This is a genomic window from Brucella sp. JSBI001, assembly GCF_026014005.1.
In the GTDB taxonomy this organism is placed as follows: domain Bacteria; phylum Pseudomonadota; class Alphaproteobacteria; order Rhizobiales; family Rhizobiaceae; genus Brucella; species Brucella anthropi.
The window spans coordinates 4614345-4633774 of the sequence record NZ_CP110339.1; the positions used below are offsets into that span (position 1 = coordinate 4614345).

Below are 19430 nucleotides of genomic sequence, written 5' to 3' on the forward strand. Positions count from 1 at the left end.
GGATTTGCATCATGCTGCAAATTCGGCCATATTGCCGACGCGCTGGATTTTAGCTATCTGAGCAAGGATTTATAAACGATACCGTAAGGTTTCAGTTTTAAAATTCGACGTTCAGGAAATTGGCTTTTGCTCATAAAGTCTCTGGCGTAGCTCTAACAGACTCGATGCGACATGAAGATCAGAACCGCAATTCTAGGCTCCGTAATGGCAACCGCGCTCCTCGCCGGCTGTCAGGGTTCGTCCGTATCCGATCTAAGCCTCCGGGCCGAGAAGCCGCTTCCCGAGAAAGTCGTTGCCAAGATGAAGGCGAAGGGCATGACCCGCACCTCGCCAATCATGGTACGCATTTTCAAGGAAGAAGGCACACTCGAGGTCTGGAAGCAGAAGAACAACGGCAAGTACGACCAGATCGCGTCCTACGACATCTGCAAATGGTCGGGCAAGCTCGGGCCGAAATATATCGAGGGTGACCGTCAGGCGCCGGAAGGTTTCTACAACGTCCGCCCCGCCCAGATGAACCCGAATTCGAGCTATTATCTCTCGTTCAACATCGGTTTCCCCAACGCCTATGACCGCGCCAATGGCCGCACGGGCCAGCACCTGATGGTGCATGGCGCATGCTCGTCGTCGGGCTGTTACTCGATGACCGACGAACAGGTTGCCGAGATTTACGCCTTCGGTCGCGACGCCTTCAAGGGCGGCCAGCGCGACTTCCAGATTCAGGCATTTCCGTTCCGTATGACGGCTGCCAACATGGCGCGATACAAGAGCGACCCGAACTATTCCTTCTGGAAGATGCTGAAGCAGGGCTACGACTCTTTCGAGGTCACCAAGGTGCCACCAAAGGTCGATGTTTGCGAAAAGCGCTATGTGTTCAACGTCGCGACACCCGACGGCCAGCCTCTGTCCGCAACGGACGCCTGCCCGCCTTCGGCTGGCGGCGAGGCCATGTCCTATGCGTCTTACGAAAAGACCTATCAGTCGGCATTCAGCGCCAGCCAGAAGGCACCGGCACCGTCTATTCAGGGCATCGCCGAAGCCAAGCTCGTCTCCGCCTGGAGCGCTGCGCGTGCACGCGGTGAAAAGGTAACGCGGGAACCGCCGTCACTCACCGCTTCTTCCGCTGAAAAGGCGGGCGCACCGGACATTCGCCCGGCAACGCCAGCCGCACAGCCGACAGCCATTGCTGCAACGCCGCAACCGGCTGCTGTTCCGGCTCAGCCGACGACACAGACCGCAGCTGTGCCCGCACCACAGCCAAACCCGGCTGCAGCGCAGGCTGCTCAGTCTGTTTCACCCCAGGTCTCTCCAATGACGACCGCCAGCACGGTGGCGCAGAATGTCGAACAGCCGGCAGCTGTCGCAGCCCCCGAGCCGAAGAAGCCATGGTGGAAGATCATCGGGAACTGATGGCCTGGCAGGATGACATTCCTGTTTACGACCTGAGGGGGCTTAAATGCCCCCTTCCGGTTTTGAAAACCCGCAATCGTCTGGAAAAAATGCCGAGCGAAGCGCTTCTCTGGGTGGAAGCGACCGATCCGCTGTCCGGCATCGACATCCCGCATTTCTGCACGCAGGAAGGCCACGCCCTGGTCGCGCAGGAGCACCAAGGGACGTTGCATCGCTTCCTTATTCGCAAGAAATAAGTATCAGCTCCGGGGCGAAAAACCCGGAATAGCCAGCGGATTTTCCATCAGCGCGGCACGGTCTGGCCTATCGAGCGCAGGGCGCCCCAAAAACGCATCGAACAGCTCACGCACATAGGTTTCCGGCAGATCCTTCACGATCATCACCAGAAGCGTTTCCCGCTTATCCTGCGGCCATTGCGGCAGGCGCGCTGGCGGATGGAAAATCTTCTGCACCCCGTGAATGACAACCGGACGATCCGGGTCTTCGGCAATCTGCACGATCCCTTTCACACGCAGAAGCTTCTCCCCATGCGTTGAACGCAGAAGATCCAGGAACATGTCGAAGGTCGATAGCGGGATCGGCGCATCGTGACGAAGCGAAAAGGACCGGATCGCATCGTCGTGGTGATGATGATGCGCATGGCCATGATCGTGATGGTGTTCGTGGTGATGATGATGGTCGTGATCGCAATTCGGCCCGCAAGCATGGTCAGGCCCATGAGAACGCCCATGATGGGAGTGGTCATGATGACCGTCCTCATAGGCTTCCGCCTTGAGCCAGCGCTGCACGTCCGCCGATTTCGTTTCCGGATTATAGAGACCGCATTCAAAAAGCGCCGCATAACCCGTGCGCTGTTCACCGGCTTCCAGAATGTCTGCGCCGGGATGGAGCGCATGAAGACGCGCCTTCAATGCTGCCAGTCCTGACTGCGCTTCCGGCAGATCGGTTTTGGTCAGCACGATGCGGTCGGCCATTGCCGCCTGCTTGACGGCTTCCTCGTGATTGTCGAGCGTCGCCATGCCGTTAACGGCATCCACGGTCGCCAGAACACCGTCCAGCCTGAAAGCCTGCATGAGCACCGGATGCCCCATGATCGAATGCAGCACCGGCGCCGGATCGGCGAGCCCGGTGGTTTCGATGATGACGCGCTTCAACGCCTTGATGCGCCCGGTCTGGAGCCGGTCGATCAGGTCGGCCAGCGTATCCACCAGCTCGCCGCGCACCGTGCAGCACAGGCAGCCGTCGGAAAGCTCGATCACGCCCTCGCTCGCCTGCTCAACCAGCAGATGATCAATGCTGATCTCGCCGAACTCGTTGATGATAACCGCCGTATCGCTCAGCGCCGGATCTTTCAGAAGCCGGTTGAGAAGCGTCGTCTTGCCTGAACCAAGAAAACCGGTCAGCACGGAAACGGGAATGGGATTCGGCATATCAGTTGATCGCGGTGGTATTGGCACCGGCGGAACGCTGCGGACGCGGCATTGGCACCGGAATCTGCGAAATGTCGAGCTGGCTCGGGCGGGTCGTCGGACCCGGTTCGGAAACCAGACCGACGCGAACCGGAACCGGATCGCGATCCATCGCATGGATATAAGGCGAATTGATTTTCAACTTGCCCTCGACATCGCGACCGTCCCAGCGATCGGCCATGGCCTGCTGGCTGCAGATAGCCTTGCGCATATCGACGGCCTGATTGAGATTTCCGCCGGCTGCGGGGCGCAAGGTCGCCAATGTAGCACCACCGCTCGCATTTGCCCTGAAAGCGTCAGTCATCAGCTGTGCTGCCTGAACCGCGCGCGCTTCCTGCCGGTCCGCACCGAGAACAATCGCCAGCACCGTCCGACCGTTGCGCGTGGCCGAACTTGCAAGATTGAAGCCGGATGCACAGACGAAGCCGGTCTTCATCCCGTCCGCCCCGTCATAGCGGCCAAGCAGGATGTTGTAATTGGCCTGAACTTTCTTGCCCGCGCCCGGATCGATCGCCTCGGTCGCAAAATAATGCGCATATTGCGGAAATTCGCGGCGCAGCTGCACGGCCAGAACCGCCAGATCGCGTGCCGTTGTGTAGTTATTGGGATTATGCAAGCCGTTCGGATTGGCGAAATGCGAGCCGACCATACCGATACGCTGCGCTTCCGCATTCATGCGCTGCACGAAACCGGATTCCGTTCCGCCCACGGCCTCGGCAACGGCCACAGCAACATCATTGGCCGACTTAACCAGCATGATCTTCAACGCCGTATCGAGCGTCATGACCGATCCCGGCTTGTAACCCATCTTGCTCGGCGGTTCCTTGGCGGCGTTCACCGTCATGCGCACCGGCGAATCCAGCGTCATCTGGCCCGACTGAAGCGCACGGAATGCCACATAGGCCGTCATCATCTTGGTCAGGGAAGCGGGATACCAGCGCTGAAAAGCTTCCTGCTGCTGGTAGACCTTGCCGGTTGCCACATCCACTGCGATCGAGGGATTAGCGGCGGCGGACGCCAGTGCGGTCGCGGACAAGCCAACAGCTGCAAACCAGATTTTCAATGATTTCGACATCATTCCGTAGTTCCAATCGAAATAGCCTGCAACTTCTGCGGGTTCGAATTGCTCTATAATGGGAGATTAACGCTTTCTTTATCTATGCCATGTGGCGATGAAAAGGCAAACAGGGATTGCCCGCTTTCACCGAAACGTCATATCCTGTTTCCTTCAAATCACGCCCAATCCGGGGAGCCATCAGAAAATGCCAGTGTTGAATCGTGCCGTTGAAACGCAAGCGAAAATTGCCGCATGGCGCCGAAAACTGCACCAGAATCCTGAACTTCTCTATGACGTGCACGAAACTGCACAATTTGTCGAAGACAAGCTGAAATCCTTCGGTTGCGATCTTGTGGAAACAGGCGTCGGACGCACAGGCGTGGTCGGCATCATCAAGGGTCGCCATGGTGATGGGCCGGCAATTGGCCTGCGCGCCGACATGGATGCCCTGCCCATCACCGAAACGAGCGGTGTCGAATGGGTCTCGCAAAATCCCGGCAAGGCGCATTCCTGCGGCCATGACGGACACACCTCAATGCTACTGGGCGCAGCGCAATACCTCGCGGAGACCCGCAATTTCCGCGGCTCGGTCGCGCTTCTGTTCCAGCCTGCCGAAGAAGGCGGCGCCGGTGGCCTCGCCATGGTCGAGGACGGCGTGATGGACCGTTTCAACATTTCGGAAGTCTACGGCATCCACAATATGCCGGGCCTGCCGGTCGGACAGTTCGCGATGCGAAAAGGCCCGATCATGGCAGCGACGGATGAATTCGATCTCTTCATCACAGGTCGCGGCGGCCACGCAGCGCAGCCGCATCGCACCATCGATCCGATTCTGGCAGGTTCCCAGCTGATGATCGCCCTTCAGGGCATTGTTTCGCGCAATGTCGATCCGCTCGATTCACTTGTGATCTCGGTGACGAAGTTCATTGCAGGCGAGGCTTATAATGTAATCCCGGAAAAGGCGACGCTGTCGGGCACTGTCCGCACGCTCAAGAAGGAAACCCGCGCCTTTGCCGAACGCCGTATCCGTGAAGCTGCCGCCGGTATCGCAGCCGCCACCGGTGCGGAAATCACCGTGCGCTACAAGAACAATTATCCGGTCACCTTCAACCACGATGCACAGACGGAGTTTGCCGCCCGCGTCGCCAGCGCTGTGGCGGGCGAAGGCAAAGTGGATGAGAGTGTCGAGCCGATGATGGCGGCGGAAGATTTTTCCTACATGCTGGAAGCGCGTCCCGGCGCCTATATCTTCCTCGGCAATGGCGATACGCCCGGCCTTCACCATCCGGCCTATGACTTCAATGACGATGCCATTCCCTATGGCGTCAGCTATTTTGTAGCGGTAGCGGAAACGGCGCTTGCCGCCTGATAGCTGAATAAATCCGCCTGCCCCGCTTTTTGCGGGGTTGGCGACAGCTATGAAAACCAGTATGTGTCTGAAAGCATTCGCAATGCCGGAATCACCGGCGAATGCTCATCGGTTGGTCCCGTAGCTCAGTAGGATAGAGCGACAGATTCCTAATCTGTAGGTCACAGGTTCGATTCCTGTCGGGATCACCACCGCATTTCACCCCTCATACGGCCAGTTGGCCTGCGAGAAGACACCACCATCGACCCAGATCGTCTGGCCGGTAACAAAACGCGCCGCATCGGAAGCAAAGAACAGGACCGGGCCGGAAATGTCCTCCGCTGTTCCCACCCTGCGCAGCGGCGTGATGCGTGCCCAGGTGTCGGCATAGTCGGGCTGTTCTTCTGCCGTGCGTTCATTGAGGATCGCGCCGGGGGCCACGCAATTCACCCGGATGCCGTGCGGCCCAAGCTCCACCGCCGAAGCCTTGGTGAACTGCTCTATGCCGCCCTTCGATGCTGTGTAGGAAACCAGTTTCGGAAAGGCGAGCTTGTTGCAGCCTGATCCGATATTGACGATGGCGCCGCCCTTGTCGGCCTCCACCATGCGCTTCGCGGCAGCCTGCGTATTGAGGAAGCAGCCTTTCAGATTGGTGCGGATGACATCGTCCCAACCATCCTCGGAAAGTTCCAGCAAGGGTGCCCAGGTCTGGATGCCTGCATTGTTGACCAGCACATCGGGCGCATCACCGAACCAGTCGCAGACCTCATCGAAGAAGGCTTCGACCTCGACACGTCTCCCGACATCGCAGCCAAGCCCCAGCGCCTGACCGCCCGCCTCTTCGATGGCTTCGACGAGCGATTGTGCAGCTTCGTCATCGTGCTTGTAGCTGAAGGCCACCGTGTAGCCCGCATCGGCAAAAGCACAAACGAGATGCCTTCCGATGCCGGTACTCCCGCCCGTGACGACTGCAAACTCACCCATGCCAAATCCCTCCCGGAAGTATTCCCGGTCACGAATTTAATAGGTTTTCAGCGATGGTAAACCGGCAAAAAACAAAATAGCTTCCGTATAAATGCGAGGAGAGAAAATGAACCCTGACATCAAGGAAGCCAATGGCGCGTGCCACTGCGGAACGGTGCGCTTTCGTGTTAAACTTTCGGATGGCCTTAACACTGCGCGGCGCTGCACCTGCTCCTATTGCCGGATGCGCGGGGCCGTCGCCGTTTCTGCAGAACTGGACGGACTGGAAGTGCTTGAAGGTGAAGATGCGCTGACGCTCTACCAATTCAATACCGGCGTGGCGAAACATTATTTCTGCTCGAAATGCGGAATTTACACCTTCCACCAGCGCCGTTCCAATCCGCGCCAGTTCGGCGTGAATGCGGCTTGTCTGGAGGGCGTATCACCATTCGATTTTGCGGTCGTCGAGGTGAATGACGGCGTGAACCACCCCTCCGACAATCCGAGGCGAAAAGGCTCGGATGTCGTGGGCTATCTGCGTTTTGAACCGGTCGTTGACGGGGACTAAATCCGCGCGCGCTGCTTGTGCTCGTTCTTCTCCCATGAAAACAGAACTGGCGGCAGCGGATCAAGGCCACGAATAATATCCGCACCCTTTTCGCCGATCATGATGGTCGGCGCATTGGTGTTGCAGGACGGAACGCGCGGCATGATCGAGCTGTCGCATACCCGCAAGCCTTCGAGCCCCCGCACTTTCAGATCGAGATCTACAACCGCCATTGCACCGGTTCCCATCTTGCAGGTGCCGACCGGATGATGATCAGTCTTGGCATTGGCACAGGCATAATCGAACAGGTCATCGTCACTGACGACCTTCGCGCCCGGCAGGCGTTCGGCCATAACATAGGGCTTCAACGCATCCTGCTGCATGATTTCGCGCGCGATCTTCAAACCCTCAAGGGACATTTTGCGATCATGCGGATCGCTCCAGTAATTGGGGTCGATCAGCGGTGCCGCAGCCGGGTCGCTGGAAGCGAGCCGCACCGTTCCACGCGAGCGCGGATGCAGATAGGCGGAATTGAGTGTCACACCCGCATTTTTGAGCTTTTCGACACCTGCCTCGATCCCCGAACCAAGCCCCAGATGGAACTGGATATCCGGCGAACGGGCATCCGGATCGGCATACCAGAAACCGCCGGTTTCAAAGAGGCTCGACGCCACCGGGCCAGAGCGCAGCAGAATATATTGCAGCCCCGCTCCCAGTGTCCGATGGAGCTTTGCCACGCCATCATAGGTGTGATCGCCGGTGCATTCGGCAATGACAAAGAGATCAAGATGATCCTGCAAGTTTTCGCCCACACCCGGCAGATCATGCTTCACGTTTACGCCGAGTTTTTTCAGATGGTCGGCAGGGCCGATGCCCGATTGCAGCAGGAGTTTCGGTGAGCCGATGGCGCCGGAAGAGACAATCACCTCGCGGTTTGCGCGCAAGACCTCGCCGCTCATCAGCGTGACCCCGGTTACGCGGGTCTTTTCCAGCTCGATGTTGCGCACCGGCGCATTCATGCGCACGGTGAGGTTCTTGCGATCTTTGATCAGCGCGAGATAGGCAAGCGATGCGGAGGAACGGCGGCGATTGCGTTGCGTGAGCTGATAAAAGCCGACGCCCGCCTGTTCGCGACCGTTGAAATCCGGATTATACGGGATGCCCAGTTCCTGCCCAGCACGGATATAGGCGTCGCAGATCGGCAGTGGTGCGGATGGCATCGAAACACCAAGCGGCCCGCCATAGGAATGAAAATCATCGTTGAAGCGCTGATTGTCTTCGGCGCGTTTGAAATAGGGCAGCACATGGCGATAATCCCAGCCGGTGCAGCCATCCTCGCCAGCCCATAGATCATAATCAGCCGCATTGCCGCGCGTATAAATCTGCGCATTGATGCTGGAGCCACCGCCGATGACTTTCGCCTGCGTGTAGCGGAGCACGCGGTTTTTCAGGTGCTTCTGTGGAACGGTTTCCCAGCCCCAGCTCGCCACGCCCTTGGTCATCCTGGCAAAGCCTGCAGGCATGTGAAACAGTGGATTCCAGTCGCTTCCTCCGGCTTCCAGCAGCAAGACTTTCACCGAAGCATCTTCGCTCAGACGATTGGCGAGAACACAACCGGCAGGCCCGCCGCCAACGATGATATAATCGTAATTCATTTGTTTCTCCTCCCGAGAAACTAAAGCTTCGCGATAGACAGGCCGCCATCGGCGTTGATCACCGACCCAGTGGCAAAGATGAAATTTCCGCCCGCAAGCCCGGCCACGATGGCGCCGACATCACCCACCTCGCCCCAGCGCTTCATCGGCACCAGACCGCCTTCGATCAGCCCGTCGTAACGCTCGGAGACTTTCGCCGTCATATCGGTGCGGATAATGCCGGGGCGCACCTCGAACACGCCGATGCGCGCCTCGGCAAGCCGCAACGCCAGCCCTTGCACGAAGGCCGTCAATCCGGCTTTGCTGATGCAGTAATCAAGCCGCTCCGGCGAAGTCATCACTGACGAAACCGAACTGATCGTCACGATACTGCGTGAGAAACGCACTTCGGTTGCGGCAAGCATGGCCTTCACCACAGCCTGGGTGAAAAACACCGTGCCACGCAGGTTCACATCCATGATCGTGTCGAAGTTTTCCGGCTTCAGACCCAGAAAATCCCCGCGTTCGACCGAACCCATGCCTGCATTGTTGACCAGACAATCGATGCCGCCAAATTCCTTCAGCACCGCGGAGACAGTTGCCTCATGCATTCCAACGGCAGCCAGATCGCTTTCAAAGAAAACCACCTTTCCGCCAAGCGCGCGTAATTCATGGATGACAGCATCGTCATGCTCGCGATCAGTAATCGCCAGATCGAACCCTTTGGCGGCCAATGTGCGGGCAATGCCAAGCCCGATGCCACGCCGCCCACCGGTTACCAGTGCAACAGGTCGTTGATGGTTCATGCCAGCACCTCCCGGTTAAGACTGTCCGCCACGCGCAACGCCTGTGCGGCGATGGTCAGCGCCGGGTTGACCGCCGCCGATGTCGGCAGGAACGACGCATCCACCACATGAAGATTGGGATGATCGTAAGCGCGGCAATATGGATCAAGCGGCGCCGTCGCCGGATCGTTGCCGATGCGCACAGTGCCGCATTGATGCGATGGCGTGCGCCGGTCGAAGGCGCGCGACAGCACCACTGGAAAACCTGCCTGCCTGAGTGCTGATTTGAGCTTATCGACCAGCATCAGATGCGCTTTCCAGTTGCTGCGCACCCAATGCAGAATGATGCGGTCGCTATCCACTGTCACGCGGCTATCCGGCGATGGCAGGTCTTCGCTCATCGCATAAAAATCGATCGTATGACGTGCAATGCGGTTCAGCAGCCATTCCGGCACGCGGGGCATATTGGCTTTCAGGATTTCGCCCGACACTCGGCCAAGCAGTTGCACATTGCCAAGCGGCGGTCCGCCTGCTCCATCCGACAGATAGTAATCATTGAAACCGAAAGTCTTTTGGTGGATGGAATCGTTGCGATAGCGCGGGTCGAAAGCAATCACCGCGCTGGAATTGTGGTTCATGAAATTGCGGCCCACCTGATCCGAGCGATTGGCAAGGCCGGAGCGTAGCAGAAGCGCTGCTGACTGAACTGCGCCAGCGGATAGAATAACGAGCTTGGGGCGCAGAACCAGCGTTTCGCCATTCTTCACATAATGAACTGCGGTGATCGCCTTGCCATCCGGCCCGGTTTCCAGCCGCGTCACCCTCGCTTGAGTTTCAAGCCGCACATCAGGATGTTTGAGGGCAGCCGCAAGCGAACAGGATTCCGCATCCATCTTGCCGTCATCGCTATTGGGAAATGCATCCCATGGCGTTTTAGCCTTTGCCAGCCAACGGTCGATATCGACACCCAACGGCAAGGAAGCCGGGTGCAGTCCCGCTTTCTTTAATCGGGCACGCACATCGGCCATTGGCCGTTCGTCACGGATCGCCGGATAGGGATAGGACTTTGAATGTTCCGGTTCGGTCGGATCATCGCCCAGTTCACCCCGCACCTGAAAAAGCTGCTCAGCACGGCTATACCACGGCTCCAGCTCCTCATAGGCGAATGGCCATGCCGGAGACACACCTTCCAGATGCGTCATCTCGGCAAAATCCTCGCGGCGATAACGGATCAGCACCGCGCCAAAGAACTTGGAATTACCGCCAACATTATAATAATTTCCGGGATTAAACGGCGTGCCATCCGTCTCGTACCAGAACTCTTTCGGGCGAAAGAAACCGCGCTGGAAAATTGCCCGTGCATCGCGGTTTGCCGGTCGGTCCGGCAAGCGCTCTCCTGCCTCAAGAATAAGAATGTCCGCACCTGACGCGGCAAGACCGGCAGCCATTGTCGCGCCGCCGATACCAGATCCGATGATGACGATATCCGGCTGTCCTCCCAAAGCCGTCACTCCTTACTTGCCTTGTGGCATCCACCAGCCGGTGCGCGCACCGATATGCATGTTGAGCGTCTTGGTTTCGGTGTAATCCTCCACCGCATGACGGCCCAGCTCGCGGCCCAGACCCGATTGACGATAACCGCCAAACGGCAGTTCCGGCGTGCCGTCCATGAAGGTGTTCATCCAGACTGTGCCAGCGCGCACCTTGCGACCAATGCTCATGCAGGTATCGAAATCGCGGCTCCACACGCCTGCCGAAAGTCCGTAATCGACCGCATTGGCAATCGAGATTGCTTCATCCAGCGTATCGAAGGAAAGTACCGACAGAACCGGGCCGAACACTTCCTCACGCGCCACAGCCATGTCGGCCTTCACGCCTGCAATGATGGTTGGCCCCATATATTGGCCAAGGCCGAGATCCAGTACATCGCCGCCATGAGCAATTGCGGCACCCGCCTTTTTGGCCTGATCGACATAGGTGCCAACCTTTGTCAAATGCTGCGGCGTGATGATCGCGCCAACCTGCGTACTGACATCGAGCGGATCGCCGACGATGACTTTCTTCGACAGATCAGCCACGCGCTCGACAATCTCATCGACAATCGAGCGATGCACGATCAGCCGCGAACCGGCATTGCAGCACTCGCCTGCATTGAACCATGCGCCAAAAACGGCAGCATCGATAAAGGCATCCATATCCGCATCAGGAAACAGGATTTGCGGGTTCTTGCCGCCAAGCTCAAGCGATACTTTTTTCAGCGTTTGTGCAGCGTTGGCCATGGTCAGCTTGCCCACACCGGTTGAGCCGGTGAACGACACCATATCAACATCTGGATGCATGCTCATATGCTGGCCAACATCAGCGCCCGTTCCGGTGATGATGTTGACAACACCGTCCGGCACGCCTGCTTCAGCCAGAATTTCGCCGAGCAACAATGTCGATCCGGACGTCAGCTCCGAAGGCTTTACGACTGCCGTGCAGCCCGCTGCCAAAGCAAATGGCAGCTTCTGACCCACGATCAGGAACGGGAAATTCCAAGGCGTAATGATGGAAACAACGCCAATTGCCTCGCGCAGCACGACACCAAGGGTGCCATCACCCAGCGTATTATAGCTTTCACCATGCAGATCGCGTGCGAGCGCTGCCGCATAGCGCCAGATATCCACGGAACCAGCAATTTCGCCGCGCACCTGAGAAATTGGTTTGCCGGCTTCAATTGCGTCAAGATAGGCAAGCTCTTCGGCCCGCGCTTCAATCAGATCGGCGGCCTTTAGCAAAATCAACGAACGCTGCGATGCGGTTTTAGACGACCAGCGCCCGTCATCGAAAGCCTTACGAGCGCTCGCAACCGCGCGTTCCACATCGGCCTTGTTGCCGGCCGGATAGCGGCTCACCGTCACTCCATGGCCGGGCGCCACACGTTCAATCGTTTGGCCACTTTCACTGCCCACCCATTTTCCATCGATCAGCATGGAGAATTCGCGGACTTCCAGCCCGGTCAACGGCTGCGGTTTTACGACTACGCTCATCACCATTTTCCTTCAAAATTTGCTTCGCGCTTTTCGGTAAACGAGCGCACGCCTTCTTTCAGATCGCCGGTCTTGGCGACAAGGATGGACCCCAGCGCCTCGACTGCCGTGCCACTATCCTCGCCATTGGCGACCGACAGCATCAGTTTGGAATTTCCAGCGCAGCCGGTCCGCGCTTGGCCACCCGCGCCGCATAGTCCTGCGCCGCCTGCAAGGCTGCACCCGTCTCCACCACATGATCCACCAGCCCATGCGACAGCGCTTCTTCTGCGGTGAACATTTCGCCACCCAACACCATGCGGCGCACGATCTGCGCACCAAAACGGCGCACAAGACGCTGTGTGCCCGACCAGCCGGGGATCATGCCGAGCGAGGTTTCCGGCAGGCCGATCTTGGCCTGTCGTTCGACAATGCGAATATCGGCGGCACCGGCCAGTTCCAGACCACCACCCAAGGCATGGCCGTTCATCGCTGCGATCAGTGGCACACGCAAGGTCGCAAGCCGCTCGAACACACGATGACCGTAGCGCACCCAGGCATGGCCGAATTCCTGCGGTTCCATGCCGCCCCATGCCTTGATGTCACCACCGGCGGAAAAGGCTTTGCCCTCGCCCGTCAGGATCGCAACTCGTACACTGCTATCCGCTTCAACCCGATCACAGGCGGCAGACAATTCCTGCAGAAGCTCGATATCAAACGCATTGAGCTTTTCGGGCCGCTTGATGGTCATGACCGCGATGTGGTTCTCAATCGAGATGTCTATCCGTTGAGCCATTTAAGCCTCCAGCTTTCGCGCAGGCTTTTGCGGCAATTCAAGGCCGATCGGCTCGTCGCGGAACAGCGCCTCATCCATGAGCTTGAGCTGATCCGAAACGATCAGTGGAAACTCAGCCTGATCAAGAATATGCGTCTGCAAATCCACACCCGGCGCAATCTCGGTAAGCACAATGCCTTCTGGCGTGAGCTTCAGAACCGCACGTTCGGTGACATAGGTAATGTCCTGTCCCTGTTCGACACCGCGCGGACCGGAGAAGGTGACATGCTCAACCTCATTGACGAGCTTTTTAAGCTTGCCTTCCTTCTCGATCACCAGCTTACCGTCAGCGACCGACAATTTCGCCCCGGCATTGAACATGCCTGAAAAGACGATCTTTTTGGCTCTTGCGGTAATATCGACAAAGCCGCCAGCGCCCGCCGTTACATGCGGACGGAATGACAGCTTCGACACATTGACCGAACCGTCACGTCCGATCTCAAGGAAGGACAACAGCGAGGCATCGAATCCCGCGCCCTGAAAATAGGTGAACTGATAGGGCGACGGCATATAAGCGTCTGCATTGGACGCACAGCCAAAAGCAAAATCGAGAAGCGGCACACCGCCGACAGCACCCTGCTCGATCACCCATGTCACCGCGCCATGCAGGCCCTCTTCCAGCAGAATGCGCGGCACATTGGCGGAAATGCCAAAGCCCAAATTGACCGTACTTCCCGCCTGCAATTCCTGTGCGACACGCCGCGCAATCGCCTTCTGAATATTGAATTCCGCCAAACGGAACGTATCGAGCGGACGGAAAATCTCGCCGGAAATTGCCGGATCATAAAGCGTCTGTGTTGTCTGCTTCTGGTCGGGATCAACCACGATATAATCGACCAAAACGCCCGGCACCCGCACATCATGCGGTTTCAGCGTGCCTTCCTTGGCAATGCGTTTGACCTGCGCAATGACGATACCGCCATTGTTGCGTGCAGCCAGCGCCTGATCAAGACCGCCAAGATAAGCACCCTCATGTTCATAGGTGAGGTTGCCGCGTTCATCAGCGGTCGTTGCCCGGATAATCGTGACAAGCGGCACGATATTGGGGAAATAGAGCCAGTCCTCACCTTCAAAACTGACCTGTTTAACGACCGGCTCCTCACGCGCCTTGTCGTTCATCGCCGTACCCTGACGCTTGGGATCAACGAAGGTATCAAGCCCCACCTTGGTCAGCACGCCGGGGCGTTTGGCGGCGGCTTCGCGATGCATGTCGAATAGAATGCCCGACGGAACATTATAGGCCGGAATCTCATTATTGGTGATCATCTGCCAGATCAGCGGCGGCTCGGCGCTCGACGGTCCGGAAGGATATGAGCCGCCGATGATCTTTTTGAGAAGCCCCTTTTTGGCGATGTAATCGACACCCTTGATGCCACTCATATCGCCAGCCGCAATCGGATGCAGCGTGGTTATATTCTGGGGATGACCGGTTTCATCAAACCGCTCGCCAATGGCTTTCAGCATCATATCCGGACAGCCGAGGCCACTCGATGAAGAAACCGAAACGACAGCGTTGTCGGGAATGAGTGATGCTGCTTCCGCAAATGAAATATGTTTGCTCATAATGTTCAAAGTCCTGAATGAACAGCGGTTGCCTTACCGGTCTTTGCAGCCTCAAGCACGGCAAGCCCGGTCGCAAGCGACCAGATGCCATCCTCCAATGTTGCCGAAGGCTGTCCTTTGCCTGCGATGGCATTATGGAAAGCCTGTAAGGCGGTTTCGTAGAGATTCTTCTGGTCGAGCGGCAATTCGTACTCGCCATCCTTGTCACGCAGAATGACGGTCCCGACCGGCTTTTGCGTCATGACATTGCGTGCAATAAGCGAGCCTTCGCTGCCATGTATCTCGAAGCCGGTTTCCGCATATTTGGTGGTGAAAGCATCGTGGAACTGAGCGATAACGCCGGAGGAGAAGCGCAAAACGCCCATCACGCCATCTTCCAGTCCTTCGCCGCTGAGGCCCCCTTGCTGGCTGAAAGCCAAGGCCTCGACTGGGTTTTCACCCAGCACAAAGCGCAATGTATCGGCATCATGCACGGTAATATCGAGGATCACACCGCCGCCCGCATCGGGCCGTTCAATACGCCACCCCTGCAAATGAGGCGGCAGATAAACCGCATGGAAAACCCGCGCACCCAACACTTTGCCGATCCTGCCACTGGCAATGGCATCACGCATGGCACCGTGGCTTGCGGCATTGCGCAAGTGATGATTGGTACCCGCAACCACGCCCGCCTCGCGAACCGCTTTCAACATCTGGTGCGCGTCAGAAAGCGTCAGTGCCAGTGGCTTTTCGCAGAGAATATGCTTACCTGCTTTGGCGGCAGCAATCGCCTGATCACGATGCAATTCATTGGTGGTGGAGATATAAACAGCGTCGATTTCCGGATCGGATAACAGCGCATCAAGGCTTGTCACAGAGCAGGCAATCCCGTTCTCGCGGGCATAAGTTTCGCCACGTGCAGCATTGGTGCTGTAGACGGACACTACTTCGCCACCGGTGCGCGAATAGCTCCGATCACCCATTCTTTTGCAATGGTGCTTGCGCCTATAAGGCCCCACTTTGCCATGCGAATTTCTCCTCATTTTTGAACGGCGCACCACAACTTGCACGCACCGCAAGACGCACCGACAAGCGCTGCGCCTCCGCCTCCACCCGTTCCGAATTGATCTGCTTCAGCAAAAGCTGCGCCGCACGTTCTCCCAAACCTTGCGGATCGACAGCCACAGTCGTCAGCGCTGGAACAGCAGTCTTGGCTTCGATCACATCGTCAAAACCAACCACGCCAAAATCACGGCCCGGCTCCAGTTGCGCACCGCGCAAACCATCGCAGACACCGAAAGCAACCGCATCGTTGAAGCACACCGCTGCCGTCGGCTTCATACCTTGCCGCAGCATCTGCTCCACCGCTTCAACACCGCCAGCGCGTGAAGGCGCTGCGGTAAAGACCAGCGCATCATCAAACACGATGCCTGCCTGCTCAAGTCCCGCACGATAGCCCGCAACTCTCTCGGCAAAAACAGCGGTATCCGCATAGCCGCCCATGAAAGCGATTACGCGATGCCCTAGCGACACCAGATGCTCAACCGCCTTTGCCACGCCGCCGCGGTTATCCGAAACGATGGAAGAAACGCCCGATCCCGGCACATCGCGCACCATCTGCACAACCGGCAGGCCACTTTTTGCCAGCGGTTTCAGATCATTAGCCTCGGTTCCACGCGCTGGCGAAACGATCAGCCCGGCAATGCCATGTTCACGCATCGAGGCAATCACCTCGCGCTGACGGTCAATGCTTTCCGCCGTGTTGGCTAGAAACTGCACATAGCCCGCCGACTGCATGACACGGTCCACGCCTACGGCCAGTTCGGCAAAGAAACTGTTGGTCAGGTCATTGACCACAAGGCCGATGATCTTCGACTTCGCCTGGCGGAGATTGGCAGCCGAGCGATTATAAACATAACCGAGTTTCTCGATTGCCTCCTGCACCTTGGCGCGGGTTTCGGCATGAACAAGCGGACTGTCACGCAGCACCAGCGAGACAGTCGATTTCGACACGCCTGCCTCGCGCGCAATGTCGATAACGGTGACGCTGTTCTTGCTCATGCCCTGCTCCGGTTTCGATTGCTGATTTAATTGGAACGTTCCAATACTGTCAAGAGCGGAGGCGGAAGCCGCTATTTTCTCTTGCTTCGCCACAATTGAAAGCCGGTTTTTAGGCGCATTTTCTGCGAAAGCGTGTACTTTTCACCTAAAATCACGCAAATCACATTTCTGCCTTAATTTTTGACCGGATTGTCATTTGGAACGTTCTAAACTAACAATCAGATATTCAGGCGGAGGAACGATAAGGGCATGAGCAACCATCAAGTGACATTGCCGGATAGCAAGGGAAGCCTGCATTCCTACACGCTGACCGGGACACCAACCTCACGTCCAGCAAACCCGCCGCAGTTCAATCGCATTGCCTATGCAGCAGCGCATGTGGTTTCCGATCCGCTGAAAGATGCCCGTCCATGGAACGACCCGGCGATCGACTGGGATGCGACCATGGCTTTCCGGCATCATCTGTGGAGCCTCGGCTTCAACATCGCGGAAGCGATGGATACGTCACAGCGCGGCATGGGACTGAACTGGGCAGGTGCGCAGGAACTGATCCGCCGTTCGCTGGCAGACAGCAAGACCGTAGCGGGCGCCGATCTCGCGAGCGGTGCAGGCACTGATCATCTTGATCCCGCCGATGCGAAAAGCCTCGATGACGTCATCAAGGCCTATGAAACACAGGCCGACTTCATCGAGAAACATGGCGGGCGTTTCATCCTGATGGCAAGCCGCGCACTGGCGCGCATCGCCAGGTCCCCCGACGATTACGCCAAGGTCTATGGCCGGATTCTCGGTCAAGCCCGCGACAAAGTCGTGCTGCACTGGCTGGGCGATATGTTCGACCCGCAGCTTAAAGGCTATTGGGGTTCGGAAAATTTCGACAATGCGCTTGATACGGTGATCGGCATCATTGAAGCCAATCGCGACAAGGTGGAAGGCATCAAAATCTCGCTGCTGGAGGAGCGCTACGAAATCGCACTGCGCGACCGCCTGCCGGAAGGTGTTCTGTGTTTCACAGGTGATGATTTCAACTATGCGCCGCTGATCGAAGGCGACGGAAACAAGCACAGTCATGCGCTGCTCGGTATCTTTGATGCGGTCGCACCACAGGCGTCCAGCGCGCTCGCGGCACTGGCCGCAGGCGACAATGCCCGCTTCCGTGCCATCATCGAGCCAACCGTGCCGCTATCACGGAAAATCTTTGAGGCACCGACACAATATTACAAGGCTGGCGTCGTGTTCCTGGCCTGGCTGAACGGTCACCAGAACCATTTCACCATGCCAGCCGGAATGCAGTCGGCGCGTGGCATTTCGCATTACGCCGACATATTCCGCCTTGCCGATCAGGCCAATGTTCTCGACCAGCCAGACCTCGCCATCAGCCGCATGAAACAGCTTCTGGCGATTTACCGCATGGAATGAAAACAGGCGGTGGCCTGTTTCTGCGCATATCTTTATCCCGAAACCGGTTTCCACTTTCAGGAGACATGCTTGCACCGCCTGTCTTTAAAAGCACTCAGCGCCAGCCAAGTGCTGGCGCAACATGCTTGAGGATCGACTCGATTACATGCGCATTGTAGTCGACACCAAGCTGGTTCGGCACCGTGAGAAGCAGCGTATCGGCTTCGGCAATCGCTTCATCCTTTTCAAGTTGCTCGATGAGCTTATCCGGTTCAGCCGCATAAGACCGACCAAAGACCGCCCGCAGATCTTCCTCGATATAGCCGATGGAATCCTGCTCGTTGCTTCCGCCACCAAAATAGGCCCGGTCGCGATCATCAACCAGCGCGAAGATGCTGCGGCTTACCGAAACACGCGGCGTGCGCGTATGTCCGGCTTCCTTCCAGGCTTCACGATAGGCGCGGATCTGCTTGGCCTGCTGGATATGCAACGGCTCGCCTGACTCGTCCTTCTTCAGGGTCGAACTTTGCAAATTCATGCCAAGCTTTGCAGCCCAGATCGCTGTCGCATCCGAGGCGGCACCCCACCAGATGCGATCCCGAAGACCTTCCGAATGCGGCTCAATGCGCAGCAGACCGGGAGGATTCGGAAACATCGGGCGCGGATTTGGCTGGGCGAAGCCCTGCCCCTTCAGCGCTTCGAAGAACACCTCGCCATGCTGGCGCCCCATATCGGCATCGGTCTTGCCCTCTTCCGGCGCATAACCGAAATAACGCCAGCCATCGATCACCTGTTCCGGCGAGCCGCGGCTAATGCCGAGCTGCAGACGGCCCTTGGAGATCAGGTCCGCAGCACTGGCATCTTCGACCATATAGAACGGGTTTTCATAACGCATGTCGATGACGGCAGTGCCGATCTCGATCTTGCTCGTCTTGGCGCCAACTGCGGCGAGCAGCGGAAATGGCGAGGCAAGCTGGCGCGCAAAATGATGCACGCGGAAATAGGCGCCATCCGCGCCCAGTTCCTCGGCGGCAACAGCAAGGTCAATCGATTGCAGAAGCGCATCGCTTGCGGAACGGGTTCCCGATTGCGGCGATGGCGACCAATGACCGAAGGAAAGAAAGCCGATTTTCTTCATGATGATGTTCCCTGATTGCGGGCAAAAGATAATTGTTATCGCCAAATATGGCGGCGCGCCGCCATATTGAAAGGGTGCTGAACACAGTGTTCAGCATTTGAACCCCGTCAGAATTCGAGCCGCTTTTAGTTGCGGGCATATCGTGTTCAATCCGGACAGGTTGCCGGACAGGCTGCCTGACAGATTACCCCACACGTTGACAGTCTATCCGGACCCGATTAAGCCTCAAATCTGG

Annotated in this window: 15 protein-coding genes, 1 tRNA gene and 2 pseudogenes; 6 read left to right on the plus strand and 12 right to left on the minus strand. The window is 57.6% G+C overall.

Features of this window, described 5'->3' with window-relative positions; translation table 11 throughout:
• Positions 1-171: 171 nt before the first annotated feature.
• Positions 172-1410 carry a L,D-transpeptidase family protein gene (locus LJ361_RS22120; RefSeq protein ID WP_010657620.1) on the plus strand — a complete coding sequence of 413 codons (1239 nt, stop codon included), beginning with the start codon at positions 172-174 and terminating at the stop codon, positions 1408-1410.
• Positions 1389-1646: a sulfurtransferase TusA family protein gene (locus LJ361_RS22125; RefSeq protein ID WP_029375812.1), complete on the plus strand. Its 258-nt coding sequence runs from the start codon at positions 1389-1391 to the stop codon at positions 1644-1646. The genes LJ361_RS22120 and LJ361_RS22125 overlap by 22 nt, the downstream gene beginning before the upstream one ends.
• A gap of 3 nt (positions 1647-1649) precedes the next feature.
• Here the strand turns inward: LJ361_RS22125 and LJ361_RS22130 are convergent, their stop codons facing one another.
• Complete coding sequence (locus LJ361_RS22130) at positions 1650-2840, minus strand: CobW family GTP-binding protein (protein ID WP_010657622.1); 1191 nt, start codon at positions 2838-2840, stop codon at positions 1650-1652.
• A gap of 1 nt (position 2841) precedes the next feature.
• Positions 2842-3957 (minus strand): D-alanyl-D-alanine carboxypeptidase family protein, encoded by a 1116-nt coding sequence (locus LJ361_RS22135; protein ID WP_012091110.1) that lies wholly within the window; start codon positions 3955-3957, stop codon positions 2842-2844.
• A gap of 184 nt (positions 3958-4141) precedes the next feature.
• Between LJ361_RS22135 and LJ361_RS22140 the strand changes: the two genes are divergently transcribed.
• Complete coding sequence (locus LJ361_RS22140; RefSeq protein WP_010657624.1) at positions 4142-5305, plus strand: M20 aminoacylase family protein; 1164 nt, start codon at positions 4142-4144, stop codon at positions 5303-5305.
• A gap of 114 nt (positions 5306-5419) precedes the next feature.
• Positions 5420-5496 (plus strand) — tRNA-Arg (locus LJ361_RS22145).
• 7 nt (positions 5497-5503) lie between these two features.
• Here the strand turns inward: LJ361_RS22145 and LJ361_RS22150 are convergent.
• The gene (locus LJ361_RS22150) at positions 5504-6268 is read right to left on the minus strand and encodes an SDR family NAD(P)-dependent oxidoreductase (RefSeq protein ID WP_010657625.1); all 765 of its coding nucleotides are present in this window, start codon (positions 6266-6268) and stop codon (positions 5504-5506) included.
• Positions 6269-6374: 106 nt separating this feature from the next.
• Between LJ361_RS22150 and LJ361_RS22155 the strand changes: the two genes are divergently transcribed.
• Positions 6375-6815: a GFA family protein gene (locus tag LJ361_RS22155; RefSeq protein WP_010657626.1), complete on the plus strand. Its 441-nt coding sequence runs from the start codon at positions 6375-6377 to the stop codon at positions 6813-6815.
• Here the strand turns inward: LJ361_RS22155 and LJ361_RS22160 are convergent.
• The 8 genes and pseudogenes from LJ361_RS22160 to LJ361_RS22195 all read right to left on the minus strand — a co-directional run bounded on the left by LJ361_RS22160 (position 6812) and on the right by LJ361_RS22195 (position 16659).
• A complete protein-coding gene (locus LJ361_RS22160; protein WP_010657627.1) occupies positions 6812-8449 on the minus strand; it encodes a GMC family oxidoreductase in 1638 nt (545 codons plus the stop codon). The two genes, LJ361_RS22155 and LJ361_RS22160, sit on opposite strands and share 4 nt — an antisense overlap.
• A 20-nt stretch (positions 8450-8469) precedes the next feature.
• Positions 8470-9234: a 3-ketoacyl-ACP reductase gene (locus tag LJ361_RS22165; RefSeq protein ID WP_010657628.1), complete on the minus strand. Its 765-nt coding sequence runs from the start codon at positions 9232-9234 to the stop codon at positions 8470-8472.
• Complete coding sequence (locus tag LJ361_RS22170; RefSeq protein WP_264813613.1) at positions 9231-10715, minus strand: FAD-dependent oxidoreductase; 1485 nt, start codon at positions 10713-10715, stop codon at positions 9231-9233. Before LJ361_RS22170 ends, LJ361_RS22165 begins: the two co-directional genes overlap by 4 nt.
• Before the next feature lie 12 nt (positions 10716-10727).
• Positions 10728-12248, minus strand: a complete 1521-nt coding sequence (locus LJ361_RS22175) for an aldehyde dehydrogenase family protein (protein WP_010657630.1) — start codon at positions 12246-12248, stop codon at positions 10728-10730.
• Positions 12242-12978: pseudogene (locus LJ361_RS22180) on the minus strand (enoyl-CoA hydratase/isomerase family protein); the annotation flags it as partial. The pseudogene LJ361_RS22180 and the gene LJ361_RS22175, both read right to left, overlap by 7 nt.
• Before the next feature lie 39 nt (positions 12979-13017).
• Positions 13018-14619, minus strand: coding sequence for an acyl CoA:acetate/3-ketoacid CoA transferase (locus LJ361_RS22185; RefSeq protein WP_010657632.1), 1602 nt, complete (start codon positions 14617-14619; stop codon positions 13018-13020).
• 5 nt (positions 14620-14624) lie between these two features.
• Positions 14625-15625 (minus strand): annotated as a pseudogene (locus LJ361_RS22190) (Gfo/Idh/MocA family protein).
• Positions 15604-16659 carry a LacI family DNA-binding transcriptional regulator gene (locus LJ361_RS22195; protein WP_010657634.1) on the minus strand — a complete coding sequence of 352 codons (1056 nt, stop codon included), beginning with the start codon at positions 16657-16659 and terminating at the stop codon, positions 15604-15606. The pseudogene LJ361_RS22190 and the gene LJ361_RS22195 overlap by 22 nt, the downstream one beginning before the upstream one ends.
• 249 nt (positions 16660-16908) lie before the next feature.
• On the opposite strand from LJ361_RS22195, the gene LJ361_RS22200 reads away from it, so the two are divergent.
• Complete coding sequence (locus LJ361_RS22200; protein ID WP_010657635.1) at positions 16909-18078, plus strand: dihydrodipicolinate synthase family protein; 1170 nt, start codon at positions 16909-16911, stop codon at positions 18076-18078.
• Positions 18079-18172: 94 nt separating this feature from the next.
• On the opposite strand, the gene LJ361_RS22205 is transcribed toward LJ361_RS22200, so the two are convergent.
• Positions 18173-19195 carry an LLM class flavin-dependent oxidoreductase gene (locus LJ361_RS22205; RefSeq protein ID WP_010657636.1) on the minus strand — a complete coding sequence of 341 codons (1023 nt, stop codon included), beginning with the start codon at positions 19193-19195 and terminating at the stop codon, positions 18173-18175.
• Positions 19196-19430: the final 235 nt, after the last annotated feature.

Excerpts from the sequence above, each read along its gene's own strand:
- LJ361_RS22140 (WP_010657624.1), top strand. The coding sequence starts at position 4,142 with ATGCCAGTGTTGAATCGTGCCGTTGAAACGCAAGCGAAAATTGCCGCA.
- LJ361_RS22130 (WP_010657622.1), bottom strand. The coding sequence starts at position 2,840 with ATGCCGAATCCCATTCCCGTTTCCGTGCTGACCGGTTTTCTTGGTTCA.
- LJ361_RS22150 (WP_010657625.1), bottom strand. The coding sequence starts at position 6,268 with ATGGGTGAGTTTGCAGTCGTCACGGGCGGGAGTACCGGCATCGGAAGG.
- LJ361_RS22160 (WP_010657627.1), bottom strand. The coding sequence starts at position 8,449 with ATGAATTACGATTATATCATCGTTGGCGGCGGGCCTGCCGGTTGTGTT.
- LJ361_RS22205 (WP_010657636.1), bottom strand. The coding sequence starts at position 19,195 with ATGAAGAAAATCGGCTTTCTTTCCTTCGGTCATTGGTCGCCATCGCCG.
- LJ361_RS22200 (WP_010657635.1), top strand. The coding sequence starts at position 16,909 with ATGAGCAACCATCAAGTGACATTGCCGGATAGCAAGGGAAGCCTGCAT.
- LJ361_RS22155 (WP_010657626.1), top strand. The coding sequence starts at position 6,375 with ATGAACCCTGACATCAAGGAAGCCAATGGCGCGTGCCACTGCGGAACG.
- LJ361_RS22175 (WP_010657630.1), bottom strand. The coding sequence starts at position 12,248 with ATGGTGATGAGCGTAGTCGTAAAACCGCAGCCGTTGACCGGGCTGGAA.
- LJ361_RS22120 (WP_010657620.1), top strand. The coding sequence starts at position 172 with ATGAAGATCAGAACCGCAATTCTAGGCTCCGTAATGGCAACCGCGCTC.
- LJ361_RS22165 (WP_010657628.1), bottom strand. The coding sequence starts at position 9,234 with ATGAACCATCAACGACCTGTTGCACTGGTAACCGGTGGGCGGCGTGGC.
- LJ361_RS22135 (WP_012091110.1), bottom strand. The coding sequence starts at position 3,957 with ATGATGTCGAAATCATTGAAAATCTGGTTTGCAGCTGTTGGCTTGTCC.
- LJ361_RS22185 (WP_010657632.1), bottom strand. The coding sequence starts at position 14,619 with ATGAGCAAACATATTTCATTTGCGGAAGCAGCATCACTCATTCCCGAC.
- LJ361_RS22195 (WP_010657634.1), bottom strand. The coding sequence starts at position 16,659 with ATGAGCAAGAACAGCGTCACCGTTATCGACATTGCGCGCGAGGCAGGC.